Annotated in this window: 16 protein-coding genes; 10 read left to right on the top strand and 6 right to left on the bottom strand. The window is 68.4% G+C overall.

Annotated elements, in window-relative coordinates:
- The first annotated feature begins 6 nt into the window (after positions 1-6).
- Positions 7-1,704: an ABC transporter ATP-binding protein gene (locus tag ABD116_RS25640; protein ID WP_343975275.1), complete on the top strand. Its 1,698-nt coding sequence runs from the start codon at positions 7-9 to the stop codon at positions 1,702-1,704.
- Positions 1,701-3,389, top strand: a complete 1,689-nt coding sequence (locus tag ABD116_RS25635; protein WP_343975272.1) for an ABC transporter ATP-binding protein — start codon at positions 1,701-1,703, stop codon at positions 3,387-3,389. Before ABD116_RS25640 ends, ABD116_RS25635 begins: the two co-directional genes overlap by 4 nt.
- A gap of 105 nt (positions 3,390-3,494) precedes the next feature.
- Here ABD116_RS25635 and ABD116_RS25630 read toward each other — a convergent pair whose 3' ends face one another.
- The gene (locus tag ABD116_RS25630; RefSeq protein ID WP_343975269.1) at positions 3,495-4,094 is read right to left on the bottom strand and encodes a response regulator transcription factor; all 600 of its coding nucleotides are present in this window, start codon (positions 4,092-4,094) and stop codon (positions 3,495-3,497) included.
- Positions 4,095-5,093: 999 nt separating this feature from the next.
- On the opposite strand from ABD116_RS25630, the gene ABD116_RS25625 reads away from it, so the two are divergent.
- A complete protein-coding gene (locus ABD116_RS25625; RefSeq protein ID WP_343975266.1) occupies positions 5,094-5,735 on the top strand; it encodes a transglycosylase family protein in 642 nt (213 codons plus the stop codon).
- Positions 5,736-5,823: 88 nt separating this feature from the next.
- Here the strand turns inward: ABD116_RS25625 and ABD116_RS25620 are convergent, their stop codons facing one another.
- Genes ABD116_RS25620 through ABD116_RS25610 form a run of 3 tightly spaced genes read right to left on the bottom strand, consistent with a single transcriptional unit; the run spans position 5,824 to position 7,668 of the window.
- Positions 5,824-6,471: a class I SAM-dependent methyltransferase gene (locus ABD116_RS25620; RefSeq protein ID WP_343975263.1), complete on the bottom strand. Its 648-nt coding sequence runs from the start codon at positions 6,469-6,471 to the stop codon at positions 5,824-5,826.
- Positions 6,472-6,478: 7 nt separating this feature from the next.
- Positions 6,479-7,117: a Pr6Pr family membrane protein gene (locus ABD116_RS25615; protein ID WP_343975260.1), complete on the bottom strand. Its 639-nt coding sequence runs from the start codon at positions 7,115-7,117 to the stop codon at positions 6,479-6,481.
- Positions 7,054-7,668, bottom strand: a complete 615-nt coding sequence (locus tag ABD116_RS25610) for a 2TM domain-containing protein (protein ID WP_343975253.1) — start codon at positions 7,666-7,668, stop codon at positions 7,054-7,056. The genes ABD116_RS25615 and ABD116_RS25610 overlap by 64 nt, the downstream gene beginning before the upstream one ends.
- Before the next feature lie 78 nt (positions 7,669-7,746).
- Between ABD116_RS25610 and ABD116_RS25605 the strand changes: the two genes are divergently transcribed.
- The 4 genes from ABD116_RS25605 (at position 7,747) to ABD116_RS25590 (ending at position 11,857) form a co-directional block, all read left to right on the top strand.
- Complete coding sequence (locus ABD116_RS25605) at positions 7,747-8,346, top strand: TetR/AcrR family transcriptional regulator (protein ID WP_343975250.1); 600 nt, start codon at positions 7,747-7,749, stop codon at positions 8,344-8,346.
- Positions 8,343-9,131 carry an Imm49 family immunity protein gene (locus tag ABD116_RS25600; RefSeq protein WP_343975247.1) on the top strand — a complete coding sequence of 263 codons (789 nt, stop codon included), beginning with the start codon at positions 8,343-8,345 and terminating at the stop codon, positions 9,129-9,131. Before ABD116_RS25605 ends, ABD116_RS25600 begins: the two co-directional genes overlap by 4 nt.
- Before the next feature lie 69 nt (positions 9,132-9,200).
- On the top strand, positions 9,201-9,719 hold the full coding sequence (locus tag ABD116_RS25595; protein ID WP_343975244.1) for a P-loop nucleotide/nucleoside kinase family protein: 519 nt from the start codon (positions 9,201-9,203) through the stop codon (positions 9,717-9,719).
- 32 nt (positions 9,720-9,751) lie between these two features.
- Positions 9,752-11,857: a molybdopterin-dependent oxidoreductase gene (locus ABD116_RS25590; protein WP_343975241.1), complete on the top strand. Its 2,106-nt coding sequence runs from the start codon at positions 9,752-9,754 to the stop codon at positions 11,855-11,857.
- Positions 11,858-11,960: 103 nt separating this feature from the next.
- Here the strand turns inward: ABD116_RS25590 and ABD116_RS25585 are convergent, their stop codons facing one another.
- A complete protein-coding gene (locus ABD116_RS25585; protein WP_343975239.1) occupies positions 11,961-12,974 on the bottom strand; it encodes a LacI family DNA-binding transcriptional regulator in 1,014 nt (337 codons plus the stop codon).
- A 368-nt stretch (positions 12,975-13,342) separates the two neighbouring features.
- Between ABD116_RS25585 and ABD116_RS25580 the strand changes: the two genes are divergently transcribed.
- From ABD116_RS25580 to ABD116_RS25570, 3 genes are read left to right on the top strand one after another with little or no spacing between them, the layout of a single operon-like run.
- A complete protein-coding gene (locus ABD116_RS25580; RefSeq protein WP_343975236.1) occupies positions 13,343-14,089 on the top strand; it encodes a sugar phosphate isomerase/epimerase family protein in 747 nt (248 codons plus the stop codon).
- The gene (locus ABD116_RS25575) at positions 14,086-15,183 is read left to right on the top strand and encodes a Gfo/Idh/MocA family protein (protein ID WP_343975233.1); all 1,098 of its coding nucleotides are present in this window, start codon (positions 14,086-14,088) and stop codon (positions 15,181-15,183) included. The genes ABD116_RS25580 and ABD116_RS25575 overlap by 4 nt, the downstream gene beginning before the upstream one ends.
- A complete protein-coding gene (locus ABD116_RS25570; protein WP_343975230.1) occupies positions 15,183-15,791 on the top strand; it encodes an SGNH/GDSL hydrolase family protein in 609 nt (202 codons plus the stop codon). The genes ABD116_RS25575 and ABD116_RS25570 overlap by 1 nt, the downstream gene beginning before the upstream one ends.
- Before the next feature lie 96 nt (positions 15,792-15,887).
- On the opposite strand, the gene ABD116_RS25565 is transcribed toward ABD116_RS25570, so the two are convergent.
- Positions 15,888-16,469, bottom strand: coding sequence for an adenylate kinase (locus ABD116_RS25565; RefSeq protein WP_343975227.1), 582 nt, complete (start codon positions 16,467-16,469; stop codon positions 15,888-15,890).
- Between the last annotated feature and the right edge of the window lie 114 nt (positions 16,470-16,583).

Genomic DNA, 16,583 nt, shown 5'->3' with positions numbered 1-16,583 from the left:
GCTCCGATGACCACGTCACTCCGCAGTGGCCCCGTGGCATATGGGAACGGCCCCGCCAGCTTTGGTGCTGTCGCCCGGCACGCGCGGGGGTGGTTGCCGCTGATCGGCCTGACGGCTCTCGCTGGTAGCGGCGTGGCGCTTGCTTTGCCTTCTGTGCTTGGGCATTCGGTGGACGCGATCGTTGCTGGCGACAACTACGGCAAGTGGTTCACTATCGCCGCCGCGCTCATCACCACCGGCATCTTCTGCAGCTTGATCGACGCCTTCGCCGGTACCGCCTGCGTCGCCGGTACCACCGCCTGGCTCCGGCACAGACTCGTCAGCCAGGTCGTCAACGGCGGCCCCGAAGGCACCCGCGAATTCGACCCCGGCGACCTCGTCAGCCGCGTCTCCGGCAATGCCTCCGACGCCGCCCAAGCAGGCCCGGCCGCCGTCACCACGGTCGCCGCAATGGCACCCCCGATCGGCAGCCTCGTCCTCCTCGCCCTCATCGACCCCTGGCTGGCCGTGGCCTTCTTCGGTGGCGTCATCCTCGTCATCGGCGTCCTCTTCGTCTTCGCCCGCCGTACCGCCGAGCTCAGCCTCGCCTACCAGGAAACCCAGGGCCGCATCTCCGCACTCCTCACCGAAGCAGTAGCCGGCCTTCGCACCATCAGCTCCGCCGGCACCACAGCCCGCGAAGAACGCCGCATCCTCGGTTTCCTCCCTGATCTCCACAAGCACGGCCTCGAGACCTGGAAGGTCCTCGCCCGCTCCGGCGCCCAAGCCGCCATCGTCGGCCCGCTCGTCCTGGTCGCCGTCCTAGCCGTCGGTGGCCTCCAACTCGTCGACGGCCACATCACCGCAGGCGAACTCTTCGCCGCCAGCCAGTACGCCGTACTCGGCGCCGGACTCGGCAGCCTCACCGGCGTGATCGGCGAGATCGCCCGAGCCCGCGCGGGCATCCAGCGCGCAGCCGAGGTCTTCGCCATCACCCCCGTCACCCACGGGCTACTCCAACTACCGCCCGGCCCCGGCCGCCTGACCTTCGACGGCGTCACCGTCTTCGGCGAAGAGTCAGCCCTCTTGCAGGATGTCCACCTCGACCTCCCCGGCGGCGCGACCGTCGCAGTGGTCGGCCCCAGCGGCGCAGGCAAGTCCATCCTGGCCGGGCTGGCCGCCCGCCTGCGCGACCCCCATTTCGGTCAGGTCCTGCTGGACGGCGTACCGATCCAGGCCCTCAACCGGCAAGCCCTCCGTACTGCCGTCGGCTGCGCCTTCGAGCGGCCGACCCTGGTCGGCACGACCGTCGGGGATGCCATCTCGCACGACGCCGTCGGCCCGGTCCGGACCTTGGCCGCGGCCCGCGCCACCCATGCGCACGACTTCGTCAGCCGCCTCCCCGAGGGCTACTTCACTCCGTTGCCCAAGGCCCCTATGTCCGGCGGTGAACGCCAACGCCTCGGCCTTGCCCGGGCCTGGCCCGCAAGCCGCCTACTGGTGCTCGACGACGCGACCTCGAGCCTCGACACCGCGACCGAGATGCAGATCAGCAAGACCCTCACCGAGGACCGCCACCGCCGAACCCGCCTGATCGTCACCCACCGCACAGCGACCGCCGCCCGTGCCGACCTCGTCGTCTGGCTCGAGAACGGTCGAGTCCGCGCGGTCGACACCCACCAGGAGCTGTGGCAGCACGCCGACTATCGCGAGGTCTTCGGATGAACCGAGAGCTCCGCTACGGCGCCGCGGCCCTCCGCAAGCGGTCCACGATCAAGCTCGCACTCTGGTCGATCCCCGACATCCTCCCGACGGCCGTCTACGGTGTCGCGGTCGCCCACGCCACCGACAACTTCCTCGACGGCCGTGCCTGGCAAGGGATCGCCTGGCTCGGCGGCCTGATCGCAGCGGCCTGCTTCGGCGCCGCCGGCTCCCACCAGGTCTACGGCCGCCTCGGCCACCTCGTCGAGCCGCTCCGAGACGACCTCGTATGCCGCGTCGTCGGCGGCGCCCTGCGAACCGGTGACGAGGCAGCGGTGGCCCGGCTCAACCGCCAGGTCGAGATCGTCCGCGACACCTTCGCCGGCCTGGTGCTGGTGATCCGCAACTTCGCCGTCACGCTGCTCGGAGTACTGGTCGGGCTGCTGTCTTTGGCGCCATTGGTCGCGGCGTTCGTCGTACCGCCGTTCCTGATCGGTTTTGCGTTGTCGCTGGCGGTGCTCGGGATGGCGGCCGATCGGGTGCGGGCGTCGTTGCAGGCCGATGAGGAGTTGGCGACGGCGGCGGGGATGGCGTTCAGCGGCGTACGGGACATCACTGCCACGGGGGCTGAAGAGTTCGCCGAAGCCCTTGTAGGGAAGCCGATCGAGGCACAGGCGGCTGCCGAGCGGTCCCTTGCGAAGGTGGCCGCGCTGCGGACCTTGTGCTTCGCGGTCGGCGGTTGGGCACCGCTGCTGATCCTGATGGCCGCAGGTCCTTGGCTGGTCGGCCGCGGGATCAGTACCGGCACGCTGCTCGGTGGGCTCACCTACGTGCTCGTCGGCCTGCAACCCGCGTTGAGCACCGTGATGGGTGCGCTTGGCGAGAGCGGGCTGCGGTATGTCATCACGCTCGGCCGCATCCTCGATTCGGCGGCGCCGACGCCCGAGCCGCGGCCAGTCGATGAGGTGAACGGGTACCAGCTTCGCCTGCGTGGTTTGACCTTCGCGTACGGACCGTCGGCGGATCCCGTGCTCGAAGAGCTCGACCTGACCGTGGCCGAGGGAGAGCATCTGGCCGTGGTGGGGCCGAGCGGCATCGGCAAGTCGACTCTGGCCGGACTCGTCTGCGGGATGCTCGCGCCGACGAGTGGCCGGGTGTCGCTCGGCGACGTACCGCCCAGCGAAGTACCGGTGGGGCGGCTGGCGGCGACGCGGGTACTGATTCCGCAAGAGGCGTACGTCTTCAGCGGACCGTTGATGGAGAACCTCACCTACCTGCTGCCCGACGCGACGATCTCCGAGGTCATGCAGGCCGTCGAGGCCGTCGGCGCCGGGCGGCTGGTCGATCGGCTCGGCGGCTTCGGCGCCCGGGTACGACCGGGCGAACTGTCGCCGGGCGAACGGCAGTTGATCGCGCTCGCTCGCGCCTACCTCTCGCCCGCGCCGTTGGTCGTCCTCGACGAGGCGACGTGTTTCCTCGATCCGGAGGCCGAGCGGCGTGCGGAAGAGGCTTTCGCCAAGCGGGGTGGCACGTTGATCGTGATCGCGCACCGGATCAGTTCCGCGTTGCGCGCTCGCCGCATCCTCGTCCTGGACGGTAACAAGGCCGCGATCGGCACCCACCAGACGCTGCTGCGGACCTCACCGCTCTACCGCGAACTCCTCGGCCACTGGCAGCCCGCTTCCGACCAGATCCAGCCGGCATCCTGAGCCGCCAAATCCAGCCGACGTCTCGAGCCGCCAGATCCAGCCTGCGTCCTGAGCCGTCAAATCCAGCCGGCGTCGAGCCGCCAGATCCAGCCTGCGTCTTGGGTGTCAGATCCAGCCGGCGTCCTGGGCCTTGCGGATCGCCTCGATCCGGCTGCGCGCGCCCGTCTTGGCGAGGATGCGGGACAAGTAGTTCCGCACGGTGCCGGCGCTCAGGCTGAGCGTCCGCGCGATCTCCTGCGCGGTCGCGCCGGTCGTCACCTGCCGGAGCACTTCGCACTCGCGGTCGGTGAGCGGATTGTCACCCGCCTTCAGCGCGGCGACCGCCAGCCGGACATCGACCACCGGCAACCCCTTGGCCACATCGCGAACCGCCTCGGCCAGCTGGTCGGTCGACGAGTCCGTCGCGATCAGCCCGATCCGCGGCGCCTGCTTGACCAGCGCGAGGCTGGTCGCGGCGATCGCCTCGTGGTCGATCAGCACCAGCACGCCGGGCCCGGTCAGCTTGCGGCACAAGTCCTCGATCCCGAGCTTGCCGGGCAGTTGCGGATCGAGCAGCACCACATGCGGTCGCCGTCCGATCGCGACCATCACCTCGTCCGAGGACTCCACCTCGGCCACCACGTCCAGGTCGTTCTCTCGGGCCAACACCGCGGCCAGTGCACCTCGCACCATCGTGCCGCGGTGGCCGAGGACTACTCGGATCACCGCACGCCCCCATCACGTCGATTGCCTCAGCACGGCACCGCCCAGGCGTCGGCCCGGTCCCGTCCCTGGGTCAACGAGCGAACACGGCAGAGGGCACGCACAAATCCGCCCCCACCCCCAAAGCAAGCGCTTGTCCACCCACCGAGAACGCCCCTCACAACCCGCCCACCCCCACCACCGGCACCCTCACCCCAACCGGCAACCTCGCCCCCCCCAACCGGCGACTTTGAACCCCAACCGGCGACCTTGAACACCAAGCGGCAGCCTCGCCCCCCAAGCGGCGACCTTGAACACCAAGCGGCGACCTTGAACAAGAAATAGCGTGTTCAAGCCCACCAACTCCTGTTCACAGTCGCCGGATGCCGAGCAAGCCCACCACTGGTGGGCTCGAACACCCGGCGGTGGGCTTGAACAGCCGGCGGTGGGCTTGAACAGCCGGCGGTGGGCTTGAACAGCCGGCGGTGGGCTTGGACAGCCGGCGGTGGGCTTGGACAGCTGGCGGTGGGCTTGGACAAGAAATAGCGTGTTCAAGGTCACCGGATGGTGTTCAAGGTCGCCGCTCGGGGGCGGGCAGGTTGCTGAAACAGGTCGTTCTCCGGCGGGAAACCGTTCTGTTGTTGGGTTTTCGGGATCTTCGAAGTCTGCGAAATCTTCTGCGGAAATGCTGATCCCTCTTGCGCTCCGGCGCTGCTTCGAGCACGATGGGCCGATCACCGTTACCGATGCGTGATCATTCGGACGCTGTCTCGTGATCTGCCCGGATGCCCGTCCCCTGCACCCCCGAAGGGAGTGGTACCTCACCAGACTGCGGAGCCCGGTACGGCCGTAGCTGTTCGAGCGGCCGGCGATCCGAGCCTCACGCACCCAGGTGACGTCCACCTTCACCTCACTCCGGCCGCACTTGCCCGGAGCGCTGGTTCTCGGGGCAAGTGCGCAACGCGGCTGAATCATCCGGGCTGAGAAATCCACCATGCCCAGCTCATGAGGAGCAGAACCCTGATGTCCAAAGCACGACATGCCCGCCCCCGGCGAAGTACCCGCCGGGTAGTCCGGACCCTCTCGATCGCCGGCCTCGGCGCCGGGATCACCGCCGCAGGAGCGGGTGGCGCGTTCGCCGCCGACTACAAGGTGAAGGCCGGTGACACGCTGTCGGAGATCGCCCAGGCCAACGGCGCCGACTGGCACCAGCTCGCCAAGCTCAACAATCTGAAGAACCCGGACCTGATCCTGATCGGTCAGACCCTCAAGCTCGACGGCGTGACCGCGACCGCCGTCCGGCAGACCGAGAAGAAGCGGGTCGTGCACAAGACCCGGACGGTCAAGAAGTCCACGATCCACAAGAAGAAGTACAAGGCTCGCCCGACCCGCTCGAACGATCGCCCCTCGACCGGCAGCGGCAATGCGAACCTCAGTGGCGCCTGGGCCAAGGTGGCCAACTGCGAGTCCAGCGGCAACCCCAAGGCCGTGAACCCGGCGGGCTACTACGGCCTGTTCCAGTTCGACCTGCAGACCTGGCGCAGCGTCGGCGGCACCGGCAACCCGACCAAGGCGTCGGCGGCCGAGCAGCTGATGCGTGCCAAGAAGCTCTACGCCCAGCGTGGCGCCTCCCCGTGGCCGGTCTGCGGGAAGTACCTGCGCTGACCCTCTGAGCTACTGCGGCCCGCGGGCAGACCCCAACCCTCGCCCGCGGCCGCAGTCCTCTCAGCGGTTCGGAACCAGCGGTTCGGAATCAGCGGTTCAGGACCAGCATCTGGTCCGCGCCGACCTGGAACTCGTACGGCACCTTGCGGATCTCCGATCGCACCGGCCGCAAGTCGTCCAGCAGGTCGGGCAAGTACGGGACCGCATCGCCGGCACCCTGCTGGACGAGCGGGAAGATCCGTACTTCGGAACGGCTGACCCGGACGAGTTCCTTCAACGCGGCGAGATGCCAGTCGCGGTCGTACTTGTCGGCCCAGGTGAAGAGCAGGTGCGAGCACAGCACCAGATCGAACCGCCCGTCCTCGAACGGCAACTCCGGCAAGCTGCCCGCGACGTACCGCTCGGGCGCCGTGGTCACGTCCTGCAGGAACCGGTCCGCGGCCTCGATCCGCAGATCGTCCTTGCGGCCCGGATCGCCGTACCAATGCCAGACGAAGCTGGCCGCGTGCTGGTCGACGATCTGCGCGCCCTGCGGCAGGCTGCGGCGTACCGTGTCGACGAGCTCCGGCGTCGGCAGCTCGTAGGCCTGATCGACCGCGACGGCGTCGACGCCCCGGGCGGCCGCCTCGGCGGTGAAACTCGAACCGCCCGCGCAACAGTCCAGGATCGAATCGGGTAACTCGGTCAAATCGAACATCGCCTCGTACTCGGCGTACGAGCGAGATGTCACCAACACGTGGGCACTACCTCTCGACGGATTGCCTGCTGAGCCGGCGGTCGAGAAGGGTGGCCCCGGCTGCCAGAGCGAGGAACAGTAGCGCGACGAACAGACAGTTCAGCAGGACCCTGCCGTAGCCGTGCAGGCCGACGTCGATGAACGGGTACGGATAGAAGCCCGTCCCCTCGCCGCGGATCAGCGTGAACGCCACCCAGAGCAGCGGATAGACGATCGACCACGCCACGATCCGGCCGTCGGTCTGCCCGCGCGGGCCGGTCAGCAACCACCCCAGTACGCCGAGCAGCGGAGTGGCCGTATGGACCAGCAGGTTCGCGACCCACGCCCAGCCGGACAAGCTGTCGCTGCCGGCGAGCACCAGGTGGTACACGATCCCGGTCACCGCGATGCAGAGCACGCCGTTGAGCCGCAGCGTCTTGAACAGCGTGCCGTCGCCGCCGCGGCCGAGCGCGAGCAGCAGGCACGTCCCGCCGAGCAACAGGTTGGACTGGATCGTGAAGTAGGCGAAGACATTCAGAACCCGCTCGGGATTCTCTTTGTAGAAGCCGTCCCCGCTCGAAGTCGCGGTGACCAGCAACTGGATCAGGACACCGAGGAAGACGATGAGTGCCGTGACTCCGGACCAGATCCGTCCTTGCTTTCGCATGGTGGCAATGTACGGCTTGCAGGTGGGTCAGACGGGGAGGTCGCACCGCTGTAGCTGAACGAGACGAAGCCGTCGATCACCAGCACGATCGTCCAGGTCCAGGCCGGGCCGAGCAGCGCGTCGAACCCCTTGCCGGACAGCAGGCCGAGCGCGATCATCACGCCGACTCCGACAACGTACGCGAGCAGGTGGTGGTACCAGCCGGAACGCTCGTGTCGCGCCTTCTCGCGGGTCCCCTTCTTCGGCTTGAGCGGCCGCGGCCCGCCGGCGAACTTGTACGCCGCCCAGCCGTCCGCCCACTTCAGGCTCCGATGACCGAAGCCGACGCTGACCCCGATGAAGATCGCGGCCAGCGAGTGCTTGAACGCCGGCTCCCCACCGGACCGGATGTCGATCACGCTCGCGACCAGCATCACCACGTCCACCAGCGGGACCATCGCGAGCAGCACCATGCCCAGCCGCGGCAGGCGCAGCAGATAGCGCGACGTCATCCCGGCGGCGAGCAGGACCCAGAAGCCGATCTCACAGCCGGCGATCACAGCGAGCAGCACAAGGATTCACCCCTCCGTTTATTTCGTACGCTTGTGTTTATATGATCGACTCTAACACGGCTGTGCTAAAAAGGGCAGATGCCGAAGATCGTCGACCACGACACCCGCCGCGAGGAGATCGCCCAGGCGCTCTGGCGGGTGGTCCGCCGCGACGGGATCCGCGCGGCGTCGGTGCGCTCCGTCGCCGCCGAGGCCGGCTGGTCCGCCGGCGCGGTCCGCTACTACTTCCCCGACCAGGCCGGCCTGATCGCGTTCGCGATGGACCTGGTCTCCCGCCGGGTCGGCGACCGGATCAGGGCGCTCGACACGACCGGCCCGCTGACCGACGTCGTACTGCGCTTCCTGGAGGAGGTGATCCCGCTCGACCCCGAACGGCAGGCCGAGTTCGACATCTGGCTCTCCTTCATCGCCCAGGCCCAAGCCGAGTCCGGCGCCGGCGGCCTGCGCGAAGTACTGGCCCCGGTCCACCAAGGCCTCCGCGACCTCTGCGCCTCTCTACTGACTTCCCTGTCCCAGGCCGGCGTCCTGCGCCCCGACCTCCACGTCGACCTGGAGACCGACCGCCTCCACGCCCTGATCGACGGCCTCTCCCTGCACGCAGCGGTCGACCCCACCGCCAGCACCCCCGACCGCATCCGGGAGATCCTCCGCAGACACCTGATAGAACTCCAGCCGTGACCGCCACCATCGACCGCCACGGCCCACGCGACGACCTAACCTGGTTCCAGGAGTACCTGGACGACCTGGACCCACTCGAGTGGCAGATCGAAGCATTGGGCACCCGGCCCCAGCACGTGAAGCTCGTCATGACCGACGCCGCCAAGGAGCTGGGCTTGCGCCAGCTGCTCACCCCGAACGACGAGCGGCTGACTGATCTCTTCGAGCTGTACGTCCGTAGCGGTGCCGCCACCCTGGCCAGACAAGCGGCCGGACCCGGCACCTTCACGGTCACTCTCGCCGGCCAGGAGATGGAGCTCGGCCGCGCAACCGAACGACGCGATCCCGGCTTCCTGGAGAAGCTCGCGGCGCTGGGAGCAGCAGCATTCGACGATCAGCAGTCGCTGGAGCTGACCGCCGCCGGCCTCGGCCACTCGACGGCGCTGCACGCCTTTCATGCGCTGGTCACCGGCGACCCGCATGCGGGTGAGCTGCTGCGGTCGGCGATCGAGGAGCTCGACCTCAGCCACTGTCTGCTCGGTCCGTGGAACGAGCACATCGAGTTGCCGCTGCTGAAACTCGCCCAGGCAGTGCTCGACGGAGGGTTCGAGGAGCAGCTCGTCGCGACACTTGGGTCGCACCGGCATTGGTACGAGAACTGCGAGGCCAACCCGGGTGAATCCAACGCGCGGGACCCGCTCGGGTTCGTCGCGTTCGGGCCGGTCTGCCTGGCGGCCATCGCGCGGCAACGTGGGATCGCCTTCGCCGTCAGGTCGGAGTACCTGCCGGAGTGTCTCGTTCGGTGATCGGCCGGGTGCCGAGAAGATTCGCTGAACCCTGACTAAAAGGTTGTCCTGCGTGGCACGATCCCCTACATGGAGACCGAGGGGGTGATCGTCGTCAGCGGGATCATGGCGGCAGGGAAATCCACTGTCTCCCAACTGCTCGCCGAACGATTCCAGTACGGCGTCCATCTGCACGGTGATGTCTTCCGCCGGATGATCGTCAGCGGCCGGGCCTCGGCCGCGACCGACAACGGCGAGGAAGCGCAGAAGCAACTCAAGCTGCGCTACCGGATCGCCTGCCAAGTCGCCGACAGCTATGCGCAGGGCGGCTTCACGGTGGTACTCGAGGATGTCGTGATCGGCGAGCTGCTGCGCGAGTTCCTCGACGGTATCGAGACCCGGCCGCGCTATCTGGTCGTCCTCACTCCGCGCCCCGACGTGATCCACGACCGGCTCGGCTACGGGCACGAGCATTCGGTCGACGAGCTCGACTACGAACTGCACGCCTTCAGCCCGCGCCGCGGCCTCTGGCTGGACAACTCCGACCTCTCTCCGCACGAGACCGTCGATGCCATCCTTGGACGGCTCGACGAGGCCAAGTTCGAGTAGTCGGCGACGCTACCCGGGGGTAGTTTGGCTGGATGGCGACCGTCCGGCGTACTTCGTGCAACCTGTGTGAGGCCATCTGCGGTGTGCTCGTGACCGTCGAGAGCGGCCGTGTCACCGACATCCGCGGCGACGAGGCGGATCCGCTGTCCCGCGGACACATCTGCCCGAAGGCCGTCGCGCTGCGCGACCTCCAGGACGACCCCGACCGCCTCACCCAGCCGGTACGCCGGACCGCCACCGGCTGGCAAGAGCTCAGCTGGGACGAGGCGTACACGCTCGTCGCGACCCGGCTGCGAGAGGTCCAGCAGGAATCCGGCCGGAACTCGATCGGCGTCTATCTCGGCAACCCGAACGTGCACAGCGTCGGCGCGATGACCCACATGCCGACCGTGGTCCGGCTGCTGAAGACGCGCAACCGGTTCAGCGCGACGTCGGTCGACCAACTGCCGCACATGCTCGCGGTCCATCTGCTCTACGGGCATCAACTGATGGTCCCGGTCGCCGACATCGACCGGACGTCGTACCTGCTGATGCTCGGCGCGAATCCGCTCGCGTCCAACGGCAGCATGATGACGGCGCCCGGCTTCGGGCGGCGGCTCAAGGAGGTACAGAAGCGGGGCGGGCGGGTCGTGGTGATCGATCCACGACGGACCGAGACGGCGGCGGTGGCCGATGAACATCAGTTCGTCCGGCCGGGTACGGATGCTGCTTTTCTGCTGGCGTTGATTCACGTCATCCTGGCCGACGGGGTTACTGAGGTGGCTCCGTACGTCGATGGTCTCGAGACCGTCGAAGAGGTGACGCGGGAGTGGACGCCGGAGCGGGCAGCTGGGGTGACGGGGATTGCGGCGGAGGATATCCGGCGGCTGGCACGGGAGTTCGCGGCCGCTGACAAGGCTGCTTGTTACGGGCGCCTCGGGGTGTCGACGCAGCAGTTCGGGGCGATCTGTCAGTGGGCCGTGCAGGTGCTCAACATCATCACCGGCAACCTCGATCGGCCGGGTGGGTCGATGTTCCCGCGGCCGGCGGTCGATACGTTGCGTGGGATCGGGCGCGGGCACATTGGTGTCTGGAGGAGCCGGGTGCGGTCGCTGCCGGAGTTCGGTGGCGAGCTGCCGGCGTCGGCGATGGCCGAGGAGATCCTGACGCCGGGCGACGGGCAGATCCGCGCGATGGTGACGATCGCCGGCAACCCGGTGCTGTCGACTCCCAACGGACGGCGGCTGGACGAGGCGTTGCCGACGCTGGACTTCATGGTGTCGATCGATCCGTACATCAACGAGACGACACGGCACGCCGACGTGATCCTGCCGCCGACGCCGCCACTCGAGCGGGAGCAATACGACTTGGCGTTCCACCAACTCGCAGTACGGAACACTGCGCGGTGGAACGACGCCGTGCTGCCGCGGCCGTCGGAGTCCCGGCACGACTGGGAGATCTTCCGGGGGCTGGGGCTTGCGTTGCTGGGTCCCCCCGGGCTCAACCGGCAGAAGCTGCTCGCGGCCGCGCGACTGCGCCTGTCGCCGCGGCGCATCGTCGATCTTGGATTGCGGATCGGGCCTTACCGGTTGTCCGTACGCAAGCTGCGAAAGTCCGTCGGCGGGGTGGATCTCGGGCCGCTGCAACCGGCGCTGCCTGGTCGGCTCTATACGAAGACCAAACGCATCGACCTGGCCCCGGCGATGATCCTCGATGATCTGCCACGCGCTTTCACCGCGCTGTTCTCGGATGCCCTGGACGACGGGCTGCTGCTGATCGGGCGGCGGCACCTGCGCAGCAACAACTCCTGGATGCACAACTCGGCCCGCCTGGTGAAGGGCAAGCCGCGCCACCAACTGCTGATGAACCCGTCGGATCTGAAGGCCCGCCAACTGTCGGACGGGCAGCTGGTGGACATCACCTCGGCCGCCGGCACCATCTCGGTCGAAGTTGCCTCTAGCAACGACATGATGCCGGGCGTGGTCAGCCTTCCGCACGGCTTCGGGCATGGCCGGAAGGGCGCGCAGCTGTCCGTCGCCAACCAGGTCGCCGGCGCGAGCGTCAACGACATCACGGACAGCGCGCTCACTGACCCCGTTGCGGGAACCGCTGCCCTGAACGGCGTACCGGTCAAGGTGACGGCCGCCCCACCCAACTGACCCACTCCGGCGACCTTGAACACCATCCGGTGACCTCGGACATGAAATGCGATGTCCGCGGTCACCACTTCGTGTTCAAGGTCACCACTTCCGTACCGGAACTTCAGGCGGGTGGCGGCCCCGAGCTGCCGCGCACGACCAGCGCGGGGGTGGAGTAGAGGTGCGACTGCGGCATCGCGCCGTCCAGCAGGTCGAACAGGCGATGGGCGACCTCGGCACCGTAGGCAACGATGTTGTGGCTCATCGCGGTCAGCGTCGGATGGGTCAGCCGGCACAGGGTCGAGTCGTCCCAGGCGACCAGCGTGACATCGGCCGGCGAACGCAGCCCGAGCTCGTTCACCACCGACAGACCGGCCACGGCCATCAGGTCGTTGTCGTAGATGATCGCCGTCGGACGGTCCTTGCCGGCCACCAGCTCCCGCGTCGCGGCAGCGCCTCCCTCACCGGAGAAGTCGGTGTGTACGACGTGCTCCTCCAGCCCGAGTCGCCGGCTCACCGCGGCGAACGCCTGGTCGCGGATCCAGACGTGACCGTGTTCGGGCGGCCCGGCCACCCGGGCGATCGACCGGTGGCCGAGCGATGCGACGTGTTCGACGGCGGCGTACATCGCCGTCGTACCGTCGGTCCACACGCACGCCAACCCGTCCGCGAGTGCTGGGTCCCCGACCAGCACCGCGGGCAGTTCGAGCTTGCGCAGCAACGGAATCCGCGGATCGTCGACCCGCAGATCGACGACGAGCACTCCGTCGACCCGGCGCTCGGCGGCCCACTTGCGGTAGGTCGCCATCTCGTCAGCCAGGTCCGGTACGACCTGGAGAGCGAGCGCGTACGACCGGTCGCTCAGCACGGACTCCACGCCACCGACGAAGCCCATGTAGAACGGCTCCTCACTCAGGGTCTTGGCGGTGCGGGCCAGCACCAGTCCGAACGTCTCACTGCGCGCGGCCGACAACTGCCGCGCCGCCCGGTTGGGCACCCACTCCAGTTCCTCGGCGACCTTGAGCACACGAGCCCGGGTGGCCTCACTGACCCCCGGCTGGTTGTTCAGCGCGTACGACACCGCGCCTTTGGAGACGCCGGCCCGTCGGGCAATCTCCTTGATCGTGATTCGGGGCACGATGGCCTCCTTCGAACGGGCGGTCCGAACCGTGACGGGCGGTCCGGTAAGCCCCCATTCTGCGACCACCGTGTACTCCCTGTCTCCAGGTAAACGCTCTCCACCACCCTCCGCAATCATTTGATCAAACATCCGCGGTCTGGACACGAAACGTAGTCAACCGGCTACCGGGCCTGTGGATCCGCTCGGCGACGCCATTCGGCAAACGCTTGCCTTCAGCGGGTGAAGGCGGCTCGACTGGTGGTTATGGGGTGGTCCGGGGGTGGCTGGCTGGGATAGGCTGCGGCGAGTTACTTAACCGGTTCGGCTAGTCCAGTCCGGGAGCTCTCATGGGCAGCGGGAGACCCCGAAGACGAGGAGAGAAAAACATGGTCGCAGTGGACAATCTGTCCCTACAGCTCTACACGGTCCGATTCAAGCTGGAGGAGGACTTCGACGCCACGCTCGCCCGGATCGCTGAGATCGGGTATCGCAAGGTCGAGCCCTTCGGTGTCGTCGGCCTGGCCGACCAGCTGGCCGAGGCGCTGCCCAAGTACGGTCTGTCGGCCCCCACCACGCACGCCGGCCTGCTCCGCGACGAGAGCGGCCCGATCTTCGAGGTGGCCAAGAAGCTCGGCATCGGCACCGTCATCGACCCGTACGTCGATCCCGCCCGGTGGCAGTCCGCGGACGACATCCTGGCGACGGCCGCGGCGCTGAACGAGGCCGCCAAGGTCGCGGCCGACCACGGCATCACGGTCGGGTACCACAACCACCACTTCGAGCTGGAGTCGGTGATCGACGGGGTGCACGGCCTGGAGATCCTGGCCGACAACCTGTCCGACGACGTCGTCCTCGAGCTCGACACCTACTGGGCCGCGGTCGGCGGCGCCGACGTACCGGCGCTGCTCGGCCGGCTCGGCGACCGGGTGAAGGCACTGCACATCAAGGACGGCGACGGCACCCTGAACAACAAGGCGCAGGTCGCGGTCGGCGCCGGCTCCATCGCGGTCAACGACATCCTGAAGGCGTCGCCGGGCACGCTGCGCGTCGTCGAGCTCGACGACTTCGAGGGCGACATCTTCGACGCGGTCGAGGGCAGCTTCGCCTACCTCACCGGAGAGGACGTCGAATGAGCGCTGTCGGCGTAGGCGTGATCGGCGCCGGAGTGATCTCCGACGCCTACATCAAGAGCATGCAGAGCTTCCCCGACCTCAAGGTGGTCGCGATCGGCGACCTGCGCCCGGAGGCCGCGGCGGCGAAGGCAGCGGAGTACGGGATCGAGGCGCACGGCGGCCCCGAGGCCGTGCTCGGCCACCCGGACGTGGAGATCGTGGTCAACCTGACCATCCCGATCGCGCACGTCGAGGTCGCCCTGGCAGCCATTGCCGCAGGCAAGCACGTGTGGAGTGAGAAGCCGTTCTCGCTCGACCAGGAGAGCGGCCTCAAGCTGCTCGCGACCGCGTCCGACGCGGGCCTTCGGCTGGGCTGTGCGCCCGACACGATCCTCGGGCCGGGGCTGCAGCAGTCGCGCCGGATCATCGAGCGCGGCGACATCGGCCAGCCGCTCACCGCGCTGACCCTGATGCAGTCCCCCGGTCCGGAGTCCTGGCACCCGAACCCGGCTTTCCTTTTCCAGGAAGGCGCGGGGCCGCTGTGGGACATCGGTCCGTACTACCTCACGACGCTCGTGCAGCTCTTCGGGCCGGTCGCGGCGGTCGCCGGGATCGGGTCGAAGTCGCGGGACAAGCGCACGATCGGGTCCGGGCCGCTGGAGGGTCAGCAGTTCGACGTGACCGTGCCGACCCACGTCAGCGCGATCGCGCGGTTCGAGTCGGGACAGTCGTCGCAGAGCATCTTCAGCTTCGACTCGCCGCTGCCGCGGGGCGGGTTCGTGGAGATCACCGGCGCCGACGCGACGCTGGCGCTGCCGGATCCGAACCAGTTCGACGGTGAGATCAAGATCCGTCGCCGGGGCGCCGAGGACTGGGAGGTCCTCGAGACCACCAAGGCGACGGCCGAGCGCGGCACCGGCGTACTGGAGATGGCGCGCGCGATCCGCGAGGACCGCCCGCACCGGGCCACCGGAGCGCTCGCGTTCCACGTCGTCGACGTGATGTCGTCCATCACGCAGTCGATCGACACCGGCTCCTTCGTCGACGTCACCAGCACCGTCGAGGTCCCGCCCGTCCTGCCGGACGACTGGGACGTACAGGCCTCGACCATCTGATGACAGCACTCCTGGATCCCCGGCGGACCATCGTGTTCGCCGGGGACTCCGTCACCGACTGCGGCCGCCGGGACGACCCGGCCGGCCTCGGCGACGGCTACGTGAAGAACCTGTACGACGAGTTGGGCCAGGACCGCCCAAGGATCGTCAACGCCGGCATCTCCGGTCACCGGGCGGCCGATCTGGCCGCCCGCTGGCAGACGGACGTCCTCGCGTACGAGCCGGATGTCGTCTCGATCCTGGTTGGGATCAACGACACCTGGCGCCGGTACGACGAGGACGACCCGACGTCGGCCGAGTCGTTCGAGCACTCGTACCGCGCACTGCTGGAGCCGCTCCGGAGCACGCAACTCGTCCTGATCGAGCCGTTTCTCCTGGCGGTGAAGGAAGAACAGCATGCCTGGCGCGAAGACCTCGACCCCAAGATCGAGGTCGTCCGCCGCCTCGCGACGGAGTACGACGCCCTTCTCGTCCCCGCGGACGTGGAGTTCAACCGGCAGGCCGCGGTCGTCGGCGCAACCAGTCTGGCCGACGACGGAGTGCATCCGACCGCGGCTGGGCATGCGCTGCTGGCCGAGCTCTGGCACCGGACGGTCCGGGATCGCTAGCCGCCACGGCCGTCAGCAGGCAGGACCGGCCCCCGGACGGCGTCAAGCCTCAGGACAGTGCGCCGAGGCCGACCGGGGGCAGGCGGCTGGGCGTGGTCAGGCGGCTGGGCGGAGCAGGTCGGCGACCTGGCGGATGCGTTCGCGGACCGTGTCGATCTCCGCGGACGCGTCGACCTCGTGGCGGATGCCGCGGCCGGCGTACAGGGCGAGCAACGGAGCAGTCTGGTCGTCGTACACCTGGAAGCGGCGGCGGATGACCTCCTCGGTGTCGTCCGAGCGGTGCTCGATCTCGGCCCGCCGGAGCAGACGATGAAGCAGGTCCTCGGGGTCGACCTGCAGGATGACGGCCGCGTCGAGCGATCGGCCCTGCGCGGCCAGGATCTCGTCCAGTACTGCGGCCTGGTCGAGCGTCCGCGGGTAGCCGTCGAGGAGGAAGCCGCCGCGGGCGTCGCCGGCAGCCAGCCGCTCGCGAACCATCGCGTTGGTCACCTCGTCGGGGACGTACTCACCGGCATCGAGGAAGCGTTTCGCGGTCCGGCCGAGCTCGGTCGCGGCGGCGACCTGGGCGCGGAAGATGTCGCCGGTGGAGACCACGGGCACACCGAGCCTCTCGGCGAGGTGGCCGGCGTGCGTTCCCTTGCCGGCTCCCGGCGGGCCCATCAGGACGACAGTCGTCACGGCGGTCTCCCAACCATCGGTAGCCCTCCAGATTAGGGAACCTTCGGCCTTTGCGGTACGGCGTAGGTCACTCCGTTCCGTGCACGTAGGATTTCTTCAGTCCGTCAAGTAATC

The sequence above is a fragment of the Kribbella koreensis genome (assembly GCF_039525325.1).
Taxonomy (GTDB): domain Bacteria; phylum Actinomycetota; class Actinomycetes; order Propionibacteriales; family Kribbellaceae; genus Kribbella; species Kribbella koreensis.
This window is presented reverse-complemented; position numbering and strand designations above follow the sequence as displayed.